Below are 15,080 nucleotides of genomic sequence, written 5' to 3'. Positions count from 1 at the left end.
GCGCGTACCGCAACGGCGCACCCGCAGCGAGTTCCACTGCCTTGATACCGATCAAAAAAAAGCTCTGTCTCCGGCAAGCAGGGAACAGAGCCAATATTATCGTGATATCAAAGAAGTAGCCGAAACGGCAGAGCAAATGCCCAAGGGCAGGCAACAACGCCAGGGGGATTTATCAGGGTCTCTTACACCTTGACCGCATCAACTTTTGCAATCACCGTGCGCGCAATGATATCCGTTGCCGGACAAGTCTCCATCGCGTCCGAATAAGCAAGCCAGCGCTGCAGGCTTTCCATGCGGCGGATGGTGATGCCCTTGCCATTGATGTAGCCGATCTGCTCGAAATTGGCAGGGCTGGTGGTCAGCTTCGAGACGGTGGGCGCATTGTCGACCAGGCGGTCGTAGGCCTTGCGCGCCTTGTGCTCCCACTTGGCCAGCACAGGGTCGTCAAAGCGGTTGCTTTCAAAATACACGGTGATAGTGCGGTCGTGATTGGCAAAGCCGACGATCGCCGCACCCTTGCGTATGGTCAGCAAGACATCTTCCTTGACGCCCGTGACGGGAACGAACACGGCAGCGCGCCCATCCGTATCCGGCCGCTCCATGGGAATATCTTGTCCGATTATGCTCATCACATCACACTCTTAGTCATCGCCTGTTGGCTTGTTGTCCCTGCATCACTGAAAGCGTGGCCTGCACATGCTTGCCTTTGCCGCTGCGACGGGCCACTCCCAGGCTGTTTATCAAATAATACATTGCCGGAAAGCACTACACAAGACAATCAGAGGCACGGCAGCCACAGCGCCTCCGCCGGATGGGGAATGGTATGCCCTGCGGCAATCACTTTATAATGCTGCGATTACTTCACGCCAGATACCTCCGCACCATGACGCTTCCCGAGAATGACACCAGCCGGCTCGACGCCATCAGCGCCGCCGCCACCGAAGTGGCCGCGCAAAACGTGGCCGACCTGCTGGCCATGGCCATCTGCCACCGCCCGGACGAGCCGGCCCTGATCGTCTGCGACAAGCGCAGCTGGCTCAACGTCGTGTTGACGGAAGCCTATCGCCAGGCCTTGCCGGACGCGAGCTTCATCGATTTCGACGAGGTCACGCCCGACGCCGTGCTGGCCGCGTTTGCCGAGCTGCCCGCCGGCAGCCTCGTCGTGCTGATCCAGTCGACCAGTTTCCGCCTGGAAGCGTTCCGCATCCGCATCGAGCTATTCAAGCGGGGCCTGAAAGTGATCGAACACGTGCACCTGTCACGCATGCCCGGCGTGCAGGGACTGCACTACATCGCTTCGCTGGCCTACGACCCGGCGTACTACCGGGGCGTGGGCCATGCGCTCAAGGCGCGCATCGACCGCGCCCGCCACGGCATGGTCGACAGCGGCGGCGAGCAGCTGGTATTCGCCTCGCCGTTCGAATCGGCCAAGCTGAATATCGGCGACTATAGCGGCATGAACAATATCGGCGGCCAGTTCCCCCTGGGCGAAGTATTTACGGAAGCGCAGGATCTGGAAGCGGTGAACGGGCGGGTACGCATCTTCGTCTTTGGCGACACGCACTTCATGGTCAACCGCCCCGACACGCCGATCACCCTGATCATCGAAAAGGGCCGCGTGACGGGCACCGAGCACGCCACGCCCGAATTTACCGCCATGCTGGAGATCATCCGCGCCCATGAAGGCGAAGTGTGGGTGCGCGAACTGGGCTTCGGCATGAACCGCGCCTTTTCGCGCGAGCAGCTGGTCAACGACATCGGCACGTATGAACGCATGTGCGGCATCCATTTGTCGCTGGGCGCCAAGCATGGCGTCTATACCAAGCCCCAGTTCAAGCGCAAGGATGCGCGCTATCACGTCGATATCTTCGCCGTTACCGAAGCCGTCTACCTGGACGACGAACGCGTGTATGCCGATGGCGCCTGGACGGTGGAACCCGTCGCTTTCACCTGAAAAATCCAGCCGCTTCCAGCTCGCGGTCCCAGGGCGGCACGGGCTGGTATTCGGCCACCAGGAAATCGATCAGCGCGCGCACCTTGGGCGACGGCTGGCGGCTGGCCGGGTACAGCGCGCTCAGGTGATTCAGCGGCAGCTCCCAGTCGGACAGCACGGGCAGCAGGCTGCCATCGAGCAGATTGCGCCAGGCGAGAAACGTGGTGCTGTAGACGATGCCCAGCCCCCGCTGCGCCGCCTGGTGCAGCACCAGCCCGTTATTCGCCGTGAAACCCGCCTGCACGCGCACGCTGGCCTCCTCGCGCTGCTCCCCTGCTCCACGCTGGAAATGCCAGTTCGTGCCGTCGGTCAGGTGGCTGAAATGCAGGCACTGATGCTGCAGCAAGTCTTGCGGCGTCTGCGGTACACCCCATTGCGCCAGATAGGCGGGACTGGCACACAGCACGGCGCGGCATGGCGCCAGCGGGCGCATCGCCAGCGCGCTGCTGTCCGGGATGCCGCCCACGCGGATAGTCAGGTCAAAACCATGGCGTATCGGGTCGAGCAGCGCATCGTCGACAAACAAGTCGGCCTGCACCTGCGGGTGCAACAGGCTGAAACGGGCGACGGCATCGGCCAGCCACGCGCTGCCGAAACTCGATGGCGCCTGGATGCGCAGTGGCCCGGCGAGCTCCGCCCCCGCTCCCGCCTGCGCCACGTGCGCCACCATGCGCGCCGCTTCCTGCGCCTGGCTAACGGTGGCCATGCACGGCGCCAGGTAGGCGCGGCCCGCGTCCGTCAGGCTCACTTCGCGCGTGGAACGGTGCAGCAGGCGCGCATGCAGGCGTTCCTCCAACTGCATGATGGTCTTGCTGACCATGGCCCGCGTCAGGCCCAGGCGTTGCCCGGCCAGCGTGAAGCTGCGCTGGCGCGCCACCTCGACAAAGATTTCCATTGCTTTTAGTTGATCCATGTCAAAGATTGTCTTCGCTTTGGCGACAATCTGTCAACCGCAGGAAGATTGTCTGCCGCCCTCGCCCATCCTACAATGACGCTTTCCATTGACCTCCGGAGCCGCCGCCATGCTAACAACTGAACAACAGGAACAATACCAACGCGACGGTTACATCATCCTGCCCGGCTTCAAGGGGGCGGACGAAATCGCCGCCTTGCGCGCGCGCGCCGAGCAGATTGTCAACGAATTCGATCCCAGCGTCAGCCAGTCCATCTTCACCACGCGCGACCAGGCCAAGAACACCAACGATTATTTCCTCGCCTCCGACAACACCATCCGCTGCTTCTTTGAAGAAGAGGCCTTCGGCCCGGACGGCCAGTTAAAGCAGGCCAAATCCCTGTCGATCAACAAGATCGGCCACGCCATGCATGACCTGGACCCCGTCTTCCGCAGCTTTTCCAGCGACCCGAAGCTGGCCGAAGTGGCGCGCGACCTGGGCCTGGCAGACGCGCAGGTCTGGCAATCGATGTACATCTTCAAGCAGCCCGGCATCGGCGGTGAAGTGCGCTGGCACCAGGACGCCACGTATTTCGAGACCACGCCGATCAGCGTGACCACCTTCTGGTTCGCACTGGAAGACGCGACCCTGGACAACGGCTGCCTGTGGGCGGAACCGGGCGGCCACCGCGGCCCCCTGCGCGAGCGCTTCATCCGCAACGGCGACCAGGTTCGCGTGGAAAAACTCGACGCCATGCCCTGGCCCGACGACAGCACGGCCGTACCCTTGGAAGTGAAGGCGGGCGCCCTCGTCTGCTTCCACGGCTTGCTGCCCCATTACAGCGCGCCGAACCGCTCGTCCGTCTCGCGCCACGCCTATACTTTGCACGCCACCGACGGCCAGACGGAATATGCCGCCCACAACTGGATACAGCGCGATGCAGCGTTCCCCGTGCGGGGCTTCGTCTGATGCGCATCGAAGTCTACGCCGCCCACTGGGGCAATAACGAGCTGCCGCCCGAGGTCTTCATCGACAAGGTACTGGAGGCCGGCTTCGACGGCATCGAGATGTCGCTGCCGCTGGATGCGGCCCTGCGCGAGGAATGGACGGACCGCATCGCCAAGTCTGGACTGCAACTGATCGCCGCGCAGTGGGAAACCGTGTTCCACAGCGACTTCGAACTGCACCGCGCCGCCCTGGCGGAATTGCTGGAAAACGCCTGCCTGGCGCGGCCCGTGCTGGTCAACACGCACACGGGCAAGGATTACTATAGCCAGGCGCAGAACGCGCAACTGCTCGACCTGGCCGCCGCCATCTCGGCAAAGCACGGCGTGCCCATCGTGCATGAAATTCATCGCAGCCGCTTCAGCGGCCACCCGATGCTGCTGCTGCCTTACCTGGCGCAGTATCCCGCGCTGCCATTGACGGCCGACCTGTCGCACTGGTGCTGCGCCTGCGAATCGCTGCTGGAAGACCAGCCGCAGACCCTGGCGCAGGTGCTGCCGCTGGTGCGCCATGTGCACGCGCGCGTGGGCCACGCGCAGGGTCCGCAGGTAGCCGACTTCCGCGCGCCGGAAGCGAAGGCGGCGCTCGACGCCCACCTGGCCTGGTGGGATGCCATCGTCGCCCTGCGCCGCGCGGCCGGCGCCGAGCGCATGACATTCACGCCGGAATTCGGCCCCGCGCCGTACACGCAAACCCTGCCCTGGACACAGCAACCCGTGACGGATGCCTGGGAACAGAACGTCGCCATGCTCAATGTGCTGCGCGCGCGCTACGCCGGATAGGTAGCCGCGATCCGGCGCCGGATCGCAGGTCCGGCGCCGCGCATTGCTATTAAGTAGCGCACTATATATACTGTGCCCATGGATACCACCACCGCCCCCAACCCTTTGCACCAGGTGCCGCGCCTGGACGGCCAGCTGTGCTTTGCGCTGTACTCGACCTCGCTTGCCATGAACAAGCTGTACCGCAAGCTCCTGCGCAAGCTGGGCCTGACCTATTCGCAATACCTGGTGATGATGGTGCTGTGGGAGCGCGACGGCCTGACGGTGTCGGAAGTGGGAGAGCGCCTGTTCCTCGACTCGGCCACCCTGACACCCTTGCTCAAGCGCATGGAACAATCGGGCCTGTTGACGCGCACGCGCGCCGCCAGCGACGAACGCCAGGTCATCATTTCCCTCACGCAGCAGGGCGACCAGTTGCGCCACGAGGCGGCACTGCTGCCCGAGGCCATCCTGGCGGCCAGCCACTGCAGCGTCGAACAGCTTGTGGACATGAAACAACAACTGAACCAGTTGCGCGACAGCCTGATGAAAAGTGAGTAAAAGCCCCGCTTTTCCGAGCAAAATCAGGCAAAGCATCCCCCTCACAGCGCCAGGCAAAAGCTGGCGCAAAATCTGCCTTTCTTTATTACAAATCGATACAAGGATGGCCTCACCCTGCGTATAGAATAGTTGCCACTATTTCCTTACAACAACATCAGGGTGAATATGCGCTTACCTTTCGGCTCCGTAGCCTCGTTGGCTCTCTGCTTTACCGTGTCGGCCTTCGCTGCCGAACCATTCGACGACAAGTTCCGCCAGCTCGAAGAGGTGCTGCCCACCCCGAACACCTACCGCACCGCTTCCGGCGCGCCAGGCCACGCCTACTGGCAGCAACGCGCCGACTACAGCATCCGCGCCACGCTGGATGAGGCCAAACGCGAGATCGCCGGCAGCGGCACCATCACCTACCATAACCGGTCGCCCGACACCCTCGCTTACCTGTGGGTGCAACTGGACCAGAATATCTACAAGCAGGACTCCGACGCGCGCCGCATGACCACGGCGCCATCGCGCCAGGCGTGGGCCAGGACGACGGGCGAAGAGACCATGAAATTCGAAGGCTTGCGCGGCATGCTGGCGCGCGGCGACTTCCAGGGCGGCTTCAATATCCGCGCCCTGAAGGGCGCCGATGGCCAGCCCTTGAAATATGTAGTAAACCGCACGATGATGCGCATCGACCTGCCCCAGCCCCTGAAGCCGGGCCAGGACTTCGTCTTCCAGATCGACTGGGATTACCGCATCAATGAACAGAAAGTGCTGGGTGGACGCGCCGGCTATGAAGTCTTCGACGACAAGAACGCCCTGTTCGAAGTGGCGCAGTGGTTCCCCCGCATGGCGGCCTACTACGACGCGGCCGGCTGGCAGCACAAGCAGTTCCTGGGATCGGGCGAATTCACGCTGGAGTTTGGCGACTACGACGTGCAGCTGACCGTCCCCGCCGACCATATCGTCGCCTCCACCGGCGAGCTGCAAAATCCGCAGGACGTGCTGTCTTCCGCGCAGCGCGAGCGCCTGGAAAAAGCCCGCAGCAGCGACAAGCCCGTCATCATCGTCACGCAAAAAGAGGCCGAAGCGGCCGAAAAATCCGTCAGCCGCGCGCAAAAGACCTGGCACTTCAAGGCGTCCAACGTGCGCGACTTCGCCTGGGCCTCGAGCCGCAAGTTCATCTGGGATGCGCAGGGCTACAACAAGGGCGGCAGCAAGCTGATGGCCATGTCCTACTATCCGAAGGAGGGCAATCCGCTGTGGGAAAAGTACAGCACGCAAGCCATCGTGCACACGATAGAACAGTACAACAAGTACAGCATAGCCTACCCGTACCCGACGGCCATTTCCGTCAACGGCCCCGTGGGCGGCATGGAGTATCCGATGATCTCGTTCAACGGCCCCCGTCCGGTGAAAGACAAAAAGACGGGCGAGCTGACCTACTCCAAGCGCACCAAATATGGGCTGATCGGCGTGATCATTCACGAAGTGGGCCACAACTACTATCCGATGATCATCAACTCGGACGAGCGCCAGTGGACCTGGATGGATGAAGGCTTGAACACCTTCGTGCAGTACCTGGCGCAGCAGGCGTGGGAAGAAAACTACCCGGCCTCGCGCGGCGAGCCACGCGAGATCGTCGACTACATGCGTAGCCGCGACCAGGTGCCCATCATGACCAACTCCGAATCGCTGCTGCAATTCGGTAACAACGCCTACGCCAAGCCGGCGGCGGGCCTGAATATACTGCGCGAGACCATCCTCGGGCGCGAATTGTTCGACTACGCCTTCAAGGAATACGCGCAGCGCTGGAAATTCAAGCGCCCCACGCCCGCCGACTTTTTCCGCACCATGGAAGACGCCTCCGGCACGGACCTGGACTGGTTCTGGCGCGGCTGGTTTTATACCACCGATCCGGTCGACATCAGCATCGACGGCATCAGCGAATATGGCGTGAGTTCCAAAAATCCGGAAACGGAAAAAGCCTGGAAAAAGGCGCAGAAGGACGCCCAGCCGGAGTCCGTTACGAGCCGCGCCAACAAGGGCATGCCGCGCCGCGTCGACGCGCATCCGGAACTGAAGGATTTCTACAACCAGCACGACGACTTCACGGTGACCAACAAGGACCGCAACGCCTACACCGAAGCGCTGGCTGGCCTGGAACCGTGGGAAAAGGATTTGCTGAAACAGGGCAAGCACCTGTACCTGGTCGACCTGTCGAACCTGGGCGGCATGGTGATGCCCCTGATCCTGGAAATCGAACTCAAAAGCGGCAAAAAGTACGTCGAGCGCGTGCCGGCCGAAGTGTGGCGCTACTCGCCGAAAAAGATCACCAAGGTCGTCATCACCGATGAACCGATGGTGGGCCTGGTGCAGGATCCGTACTGGGAAACGGCCGATATCGACACCAGCAACAATGCCTGGCCGAGAAAAATCACGCCCTCGCGCCTGGAACTGTTCAAGAGCGAAAAATCGCCCAAGGATAACCTGATGCGCGACTTCAAGACGCCGTTGAAAGGCAAGAACGGCGGCTCCGACAAGGGCGACGAGGCGTGATGCGCTGGCGCACGTTCGCGGCAAGCCTGCTGGCCTGCGCCAGCACGGCGGCTGGCGCCCACAACTTCCACATGGGTATCGCCGACATCAGCTATAACGCGGCCAGCGGCAGCACGGAGGTGGTGCACACCTACACGGGCCATGACGTGGAAGCGCTGCTGACGAATCTGTACCAGCGCCAGTTCGACCTGGGCCAGGAAAACAGCGAAGCGGCGCTGCGCCGCTATGTCGAAAAACAGTTCTACCTCGTGGGGCCGGATGGCAAGCGCCTGCGCCTGAACTGGGTCGGCATGAAGGTCAACGCCGACAACGTGGTGATCTTCCAGGAGATCGAACGTACGCGCCTGGCCCCCGCCACGCGCATCCACAACCAGTTGCTGATCGATTTCCTCCCCAGCCAGAGAAATACCCTCAACGTTCAGGACAGCGGCAAGATCCAGACGCTGATTTTCGACAGCCAGAATACGGAACTGCCGATCCGTTAAGCACTGGCGGGACACTACCCTTCCCCGCCACACCCATATACCCATGACGCCACGCTATCTCCCACTCCTCCTCGCCGTCCTGTTTCCAGGCGCCGCCCACGCCGACGACATCTTCCAGCGCGTGCTGGTCGACGGTTCGCGCATGAACCAGCTGGGCGTGGCCGATTCGGCCAACGCGGGCAGCGTCACGCAACAGCAGCTCGCGGCGCGCACCAGCTACCGGCCCGGCGAATTGCTCGAAGCCGTGCCGGGGCTGATCGTCAGCCAGCATAGCGGCGAGGGCAAGGCCAACCAGTTCTACCTGCGCGGCTTCAACCTCGATCACGGCACGGACTTGCGCACCACCGTCGACGAGATGCCCGTCAACCAGCGCAGCCATGGCCACGGCCAGGGCTGGACGGACCTGAATTTCCTGATCCCCGAACTGGCCATGCGCCTCGATTACAAGAAGGGGCCGTATTCGGCGGCGCAAGGCGATTTTTCCTCGGCCGGAGCGGCATCCGTCGTCTATGCGAACCGCCTGACGCAGGGCATCGCCAGCGTGGGCGTCGGACAAAACGGCTTTCGCCGCGCCCTGATGGCCGATACACTCGATGCGGGCGACGGCAGCTTGCTGTACGCGCTCGAAGCGCAGCATAACGACGCGCCGTTCACGCAGCCGGACCGCTACCACAAGCTCAATGGCGTGCTGCGCTACAGCGAAGGCTATGCCAACAACGGTTTCAACGTCACGGCCATGGCGTACGACGCCAGCTGGCATGCCACCGACCAGATTCCGCTGCGCGCCGTGCAGGACGGCACGCTGGGCCGCTTCGACGCCATCGATGCCAGCGACGGCGGCAAGGCGCAGCGCTACAGCCTGTCGGGCGCCTGGCGCCAGACGACGGACGACGTGTCGTCCAAGGTCAGCGCATATGTCATCGCCAACCGCCTGGCCCTGTTCTCGAATTTTACGTATGCGATGGACGACCCCGACAACGGCGACCAGTTCGCCCAGCCCGACCGGCGCGTCACCGCCGGCCTCGATGCCAGCCACACCTGGCACCGCCATACTGACAGGGGCAGCAGTGACACCACCATCGGTCTGCAGCTACAGAACGACAATATCTACAATGGCCTGTACAACACACGCCAGCGGCAGATCGTATCTAGCACGCGGCAAGACCATATCGTCGAAACCAGCATCGGCGTCTATGCCGAAAACAGCACCCGCTGGTCGCGCTGGCTGCGCAGCGTGGCCGGCCTGCGCGCGGACGCCTACCGCTTCGACGTGCGCAGCGACCGTGCAGCCAATTCGGGTACGGCCAGCGACCATTTGTTCAGCCCCAGCCTGAGCGTGATCGCCGGACCGTGGCGCGAGACGGAAGCGTATGTCAACATAGGCAATGGTTTTCACAGCAACGACGCGCGCGGCACGACGATCACGGTCGACCCGAAGACGGGTGCAGCGGCCGACAAGGTCACGCCTTTGGTGCGCTCGCGCGCGCTGGAACTGGGCTTGCGCAGTGCCGCCATCGCCGGCCTGCAAACGTCGCTGTCGCTGTACCGCCTGGACTTCGATTCCGAACTGCTGTTCATCGGCGACGCCGGCGCCACCGAGGCGGGCCGCCCCAGCCGGCGCTACGGCGTCGAGTTTTCCAGCTACTACAAGGCGGCCAGCTGGCTGTCGCTGGACCTGGACCTGGCATATGCGCGGGCACGCTCGCGCGGCAGCGACCCGGCGGGCGACTTCATCCCGGGCGCCATCGAAGGTGTGGCCCAGCTGGCCATGACGGTGACGCCGCCAGGGCCATGGTCGGGCTCTTTGCGCCTGCGCTACTTCGGCCCGCGGCCCCTGATCGAAGATAACAGCGTGCGCTCCGCAGCCAGCGTGGGCTTGAACGGGCGCGTCGCCTACCAGATCGACAAGACCTTGCGCGTGGAGCTCGAAGGCTACAACCTGGCCAACCGGCGCGACTCGGCCATCGATTACTACTATGCCTCGCGCCTGCCAGGCGAAGCGCAGCCGGTCGACGATATCCACTTCCATCCGGTGGAATCGCGCTCGCTGCGCCTGACCCTGGTAAAGAATTTTTAACGCAACAAGCATAATTCCTGGCGGACATAACACAGGAGTCGCCGCGAAGTCGTAGAATGCCAGGCTGGATAAACTGATACAGGCCGCGTTCCGGCCCGCACCGCCATGAGCACTTCCGCACCGATCTTTACCGACCCGTCCCATCTCAAGGACGCCTTGCGCGATGACGGCTATGCCGTCCTGCGCCCGCAGGACGTGGCGGCGCTGGCCGGCTGCCCGCTAGCCGCGCTGCGCGCGCTCGAACCCAGCTGGAACACGCTGGCGCTGGACAATTACCTGAAAGATGGCGGCCGCTATCGCCGCCGGCGCCACTCGTGCTTCGTGCAGGATGGCGCGCGCCTGACGCAGACGGCGCACCGCCCGCACTGGCAACCGGTCGAATACAACGCCCTGCACGGCGGCATGCACCGCCTGTTCGAGCCGATCGAGCCGGCCATCGTCGCACAGCCAGCCTGGCAGCAGCTGATCCGCGCGCTCGGTGACGCCTGCTCGCAGGTCAAGGGCAGCCAGCCGTGGTTCATCGAGGCGCACCAGTTCCGCATCGATACGACCGATGGCATCGGCCGCCCCACGCCGGAAGGTGCGCACCGCGACGGCGTCGATTTCGTCGCCGTGCTGCTGATCGGGCGCGAACAGGTCAAGGGCGGCGAGACGCGCATCTTCGAAGCCAATGGTCCGAACGGCAAGCGCTTTACCCTGACGGAGCCGTGGTCTCTGCTGCTGCTCGACGATGCGTCTGTCATCCACGAATCGACGCCGATCCAGCCCATCGGCGGGCATGGCCACCGCGATACGCTGGTACTGACATATCGCGCTGGCCAGTTCCAGGGCGAGAATTAAGCGTTGGCCACAGCATTCCCTGTGGCCAAAATAGTTACTTGCAAGTTACTTTTGCAGACCTAAATCCGATATAGTCACAGGATGTCGATATTGCGCGCTCACCGCGCCCAGCATCACCACACTGAAATTCTAGGAGAGGTCTGTGGACTCCAACAATCAAATCAAGCCTGACGAAATCGAGATCCTGATCGTCGAGGACAGCCCGACCCAGGCGGAGCGCTTGCGCCGCCTGATCCAGTCGCTGCACTACAATGCCCGCGTGGCGGCGAATGGCCAGCTGGCCCTGGCCGCGATCCGCGAGCGCAAGCCACACCTGGTACTGTCCGATATCGTCATGCCTGAAATGAATGGCTACGACCTGTGCCGCGCCATCAAGTCCGACCCGACCCTGCGCGACATTCCCGTGATCCTCGTCACCTCACTCAACGACCCGAAGGACATCATCCGCGGCATCGAGTGCGGCGCCGACAATTTCATCCGCAAGCCCTACGCGGAAGACTACCTGCTCAACCGCATCAGCCACATGCTGATGAACCAGAAGCTGCGCAAGAACCAGAACGTGGAAATCGGCATCGCCCTGTACCTGGGCGACCAGAAGCACTTCATCAATGCGGAGCGCCAGCAAATCCTCGATTTGCTCATTTCCACGTATGAACAGGCGGTGCAGGTCAACGGCGAACTGCAGGCGCGCGAACGCCAGGTGATCGAACTGAACATGCGCCTGGCGCACCATGCGGCAGAACTGGAAACCATCAACCGCGAAATCGCCCTGAAAAACCTGGAGCTGGCAGAAGCGAGCCGCATGAAGTCCGCCTTCATCGCCAATATGTCGCATGAACTGCGCACGCCGCTGAACGCCATCATCGGCTTCACGGGCGCGCTGCTGATGAAACTTCCCGGCCCCCTGACGTCCGACCAGGACAAGCAACTGAACACCATCCGCGCCAGCGCGCGCCATCTGCTCTCGCTGATCAACGACATCCTCGACGTGGCCAAGATCGAAGCGGGCAAGCTGACCCTGTCGATCGAGCCCGTGCACTGCCAGGAACTGATGGCTGAAGTGGCCGACACCTTGCGCCCCCTGGCCCAGCAAAAGGGCCTAGCATTGGAAATGGCACTGGGAGAAGCAGGCCGCCCGCCCGCCATCATCGACACGGACCGCCGCGCGCTGACGCAAATCCTCATCAACCTGCTCAATAACGCCATCAAGTTCACGGAACAGGGTACGGTGCGCATCAGCCTGGCCCAGCGCGAGGAAGACGACGTGCTGGTGACGGAAATGAGCATCGCCGACAGTGGCGCCGGCATCAAGGAAGAAGACCAGGCCAAGCTGTTCCAGGCCTTCTCGCAGCTCGATTCCACCTCCACTCGCCACGTGGAAGGCGCGGGACTGGGCCTGTACCTGTGCCAGAACCTGGCCAACGCCATCGGCGGCGCCCTGTTCTTCAATAGCGACTATGGCTCGGGCAGCACCTTTACGCTGGCCCTGCGCAGCAAACGCTGAGCTTCTGTGCGACGCAACATAAAGTTTGATTTTTTGCCATCCATGACAAGTTCATACAGTAGTTTTACGGTATTGCACCGCACCATTTTTAGCGCTATAGTGGAACTGTCTCCTCCAATTCGTTCTCCGAACATTGGATTCAGCCCGCGCTAGTACGCGGGCTTTTTTTTGCCTGCGTTTTCCACGCATCTTCATCTTTCCTTAACTAAATCAACCGATTTAGTTATATCAATCGTTTGAGATATATGATTAAATCTCCGGCATGATTGAAAAAAACATTTCCCATACCGTGCCCGCCGACGACGGGCGCAAGCCCCGCTCGGACGGCGAGCAATCGCGCGAGCGGCTGCTGCATAGCGCCATCCGCCTGTTTGCCGAGCAGGGCTACGCCAAGACGTCCACACGCGAACTGGCGCAGGCGGCCGGCACGAACGCGGCGGCCATCAGCTATTATTTTGGCGACAAGGCGGGCCTGTACCGCGCCGCCTTCTCCCATCAACTATCGAATCCCCAAGACAATATCGCCCTGTACGAGCAACCCCATTTCACCCTGCGCCAAAGTCTGGAAGGCTTTTATGCGCAATTGCTCGCCCCCATGCAGCAGGGAGAAATCGCGCGCGACTGCATGCGCCTGTGGTGCCGCGAGATGCTCGAACCGACGGGCCTGTGGGCGCGCGAGGTCGACCAGAACATCCGTGCCGAACACGAGGCGCTCACCCGCGTGCTGGCGCGCCACCTGGGCGCGCCCGACGACAGCGACGACATGCACCGCCTGGCGTTTTCCATCGCTTCGCTGGCCCTGCAACACATGGTGGGCGCCGAAGTGCTGCACACCTTGCGTCCGCAACTGATGGAATCGCCGCACGCCATCGATACCTGGCTGTCGCGCATGACCGACTACGCACTGGCCATGGCCGAAGTGGAACGCCAGCGCATGGGCCTCCCCACTTCTACCACTACCGCTCAACGACAAGCAGAAGGACCAGCATGACGACTATTCGATGCACCGTTCAACGCGCCCTGGCCGCCAGCATCGTGCTGGCGCTGGGTGGCTGCGCCCTGCAGGGTCCGCCCGCAGTGGTGGCCGCCAGCGCACCCGCGCAGTGGCAGGCGCCGCTGCCGCACAATGGCAAGCTGACGGACCTGGCCAGCTGGTGGCAGGGCCAGGGCGACAGCCTGCTGGTGCAATTGATCACCGACGCGCAACAGGTCAGCCCCACGATCGCCGCTGCCAGCACGCGCATCGTGCAGGCGCGCGCGGACAGGGTCGCCAGCGGCGCAGCGCTGGCGCCCGCCCTCGACGCGACGGGCAGCGTGGTACGCACCAGCCAGCAATCGGCACAGCCCAGCGGCACCACCTCGCAGGCGGCCTTGCAAGCCTCGTGGGAAATCGATGTGTTTGGCGCCAACCGTGCCACGCGCGATGCGGCGCAGGAGCGCTACGACAGCGCCCGCGCGGGATGGCATGAGGCCCGCGTCTCGGTGGCCGCCGAAGTGGCGAACCAGTACTACGCCTTGCGCACCTGCCAGCAACTGCAGGCCGTGGCCGAACAGGATGCCGTCTCGCGCCGCGATTCGTCACGCCTGACGGAACTGAGCGCAGGCGCCGGCTTCCAGCCCCCCGCCAACGCCGCCCTGGCCCGGGCCAGCGCTGCCGAAGGCGCCAGCCGCGCCATCGAACAGCGCGCCGCCTGCGATGTGAATATCAAGGCGCTGGTGGCCCTGTCGGCCATGCCGGAAGAGACGCTGCGCCAGAAGCTGGCGACCAGCCCCGCCGTCCTTCCCTCGCCCGTGGCGATTGCGGAACTGCCGGCGCAAACCCTGGGCCAGCGTCCCGACATTTACAGCGCCGAACGCGAAGTGGCGGCAGCCAGCTTCGAAGTACGCGGCGCGCAGGCGCAGCGCTATCCTCGTCTGAGCCTGGCCGGCTCCATCGGCAAGGGCAATATCCGCGCCGGCGGCACCAGCATCACGGCCAGTACCTGGAGCATCGGCCCGCTGGCCGTCAGCCTGCCCATCTTCGACGGCGGCACCCGCCGCGCCCAGGTCGATGCAGCCACGGCGCGCTACGACGAAGCGGTGGTGAAATACCGCGCCGGCGTGCGCCAGGCCGTGCGCGAAGTGGAAGAAGCCTTGGTCAACCTGGCCAGCACGGACGAGCGCAGCGGCCACGCGAAAACGGCACTGGAAGGCTACCGCGTGTCGTTCGTCGCCACCGAGGACCGTTACAAGAATGGCCTGGCCAGCCTGATCGAACTGGAAGACGCGCGCCGCACGCGCCTGGCCGCCGAAAACACTGTGGTCAACCTGGAGCGCGAACGCAGCGCCGCCTGGGTAGCGCTGTACCGCGCCGCCGGCGGCGGCTGGAACAGCAGCAGCCCCAATGCCCTCGCCAACAACGCCCCCTGACGGATACGACA

At 63.2% G+C, this 15,080-nt stretch carries 13 protein-coding genes; 11 read left to right on the top strand and 2 right to left on the bottom strand.

Annotated features, from left to right (window positions below):
• Positions 1–182: 182 nt before the first annotated feature.
• Entirely contained in the window at positions 183–602 is a 420-nt protein-coding gene (locus ACQ4WZ_RS00620) for a hypothetical protein (protein WP_101482553.1), read from the bottom strand.
• A gap of 281 nt (positions 603–883) precedes the next feature.
• Between ACQ4WZ_RS00620 and ACQ4WZ_RS00615 the strand changes: the two genes are divergently transcribed.
• Entirely contained in the window at positions 884–1,954 is a 1,071-nt protein-coding gene (locus ACQ4WZ_RS00615; protein ID WP_436572333.1) for a M29 family metallopeptidase, read from the top strand.
• On the opposite strand, the gene ACQ4WZ_RS00610 is transcribed toward ACQ4WZ_RS00615, so the two are convergent.
• Positions 1,947–2,906, bottom strand: a complete 960-nt coding sequence (locus ACQ4WZ_RS00610; RefSeq protein WP_436572332.1) for a LysR family transcriptional regulator — start codon at positions 2,904–2,906, stop codon at positions 1,947–1,949. The genes ACQ4WZ_RS00615 and ACQ4WZ_RS00610 overlap by 8 nt on opposite strands.
• Positions 2,907–3,015: 109 nt before the next feature.
• Between ACQ4WZ_RS00610 and ACQ4WZ_RS00605 the strand changes: the two genes are divergently transcribed.
• The 10 genes from ACQ4WZ_RS00605 to ACQ4WZ_RS00560 all read left to right on the top strand — a co-directional run bounded on the left by ACQ4WZ_RS00605 (position 3,016) and on the right by ACQ4WZ_RS00560 (position 15,069).
• Positions 3,016–3,855 carry a phytanoyl-CoA dioxygenase family protein gene (locus ACQ4WZ_RS00605; protein ID WP_101482556.1) on the top strand — a complete coding sequence of 280 codons (840 nt, stop codon included), beginning with the start codon at positions 3,016–3,018 and terminating at the stop codon, positions 3,853–3,855.
• Positions 3,855–4,673 (top strand): sugar phosphate isomerase/epimerase family protein, encoded by an 819-nt coding sequence (locus ACQ4WZ_RS00600; RefSeq protein WP_101482557.1) that lies wholly within the window; start codon positions 3,855–3,857, stop codon positions 4,671–4,673. Before ACQ4WZ_RS00605 ends, ACQ4WZ_RS00600 begins: the two co-directional genes overlap by 1 nt.
• 78 nt (positions 4,674–4,751) lie before the next feature.
• Positions 4,752–5,213: a MarR family winged helix-turn-helix transcriptional regulator gene (locus ACQ4WZ_RS00595; RefSeq protein WP_436572331.1), complete on the top strand. Its 462-nt coding sequence runs from the start codon at positions 4,752–4,754 to the stop codon at positions 5,211–5,213.
• 165 nt (positions 5,214–5,378) lie between these two features.
• Positions 5,379–7,754: a M1 family metallopeptidase gene (locus ACQ4WZ_RS00590; RefSeq protein WP_436572330.1), complete on the top strand. Its 2,376-nt coding sequence runs from the start codon at positions 5,379–5,381 to the stop codon at positions 7,752–7,754.
• A complete protein-coding gene (locus tag ACQ4WZ_RS00585) occupies positions 7,754–8,239 on the top strand; it encodes a DUF6702 family protein (RefSeq protein WP_166674700.1) in 486 nt (161 codons plus the stop codon). The genes ACQ4WZ_RS00590 and ACQ4WZ_RS00585 overlap by 1 nt, the downstream gene beginning before the upstream one ends.
• Positions 8,240–8,282: 43 nt before the next feature.
• Positions 8,283–10,316 carry a TonB-dependent receptor gene (locus ACQ4WZ_RS00580; RefSeq protein WP_436572329.1) on the top strand — a complete coding sequence of 678 codons (2,034 nt, stop codon included), beginning with the start codon at positions 8,283–8,285 and terminating at the stop codon, positions 10,314–10,316.
• 105 nt (positions 10,317–10,421) lie between these two features.
• Positions 10,422–11,156: a 2OG-Fe dioxygenase family protein gene (locus tag ACQ4WZ_RS00575; protein WP_436572328.1), complete on the top strand. Its 735-nt coding sequence runs from the start codon at positions 10,422–10,424 to the stop codon at positions 11,154–11,156.
• 142 nt (positions 11,157–11,298) lie between these two features.
• Positions 11,299–12,660, top strand: coding sequence for a hybrid sensor histidine kinase/response regulator (locus ACQ4WZ_RS00570; RefSeq protein WP_133989548.1), 1,362 nt, complete (start codon positions 11,299–11,301; stop codon positions 12,658–12,660).
• A gap of 262 nt (positions 12,661–12,922) precedes the next feature.
• Positions 12,923–13,651: a CerR family C-terminal domain-containing protein gene (locus tag ACQ4WZ_RS00565; RefSeq protein ID WP_436572327.1), complete on the top strand. Its 729-nt coding sequence runs from the start codon at positions 12,923–12,925 to the stop codon at positions 13,649–13,651.
• Positions 13,648–15,069 (top strand): efflux transporter outer membrane subunit, encoded by a 1,422-nt coding sequence (locus ACQ4WZ_RS00560; protein ID WP_436572326.1) that lies wholly within the window; start codon positions 13,648–13,650, stop codon positions 15,067–15,069. Before ACQ4WZ_RS00565 ends, ACQ4WZ_RS00560 begins: the two co-directional genes overlap by 4 nt.
• The last annotated feature ends 11 nt before the right edge of the window (positions 15,070–15,080 follow it).

The sequence above is a fragment of the Janthinobacterium darwini genome, assembly GCF_051380905.1.
Taxonomy (GTDB): Bacteria; Pseudomonadota; Gammaproteobacteria; order Burkholderiales; family Burkholderiaceae_D; genus Janthinobacterium.
Note: the sequence above shows the minus strand (reverse complement) of the source record. Positions and strands in the feature narration are given on the sequence as shown.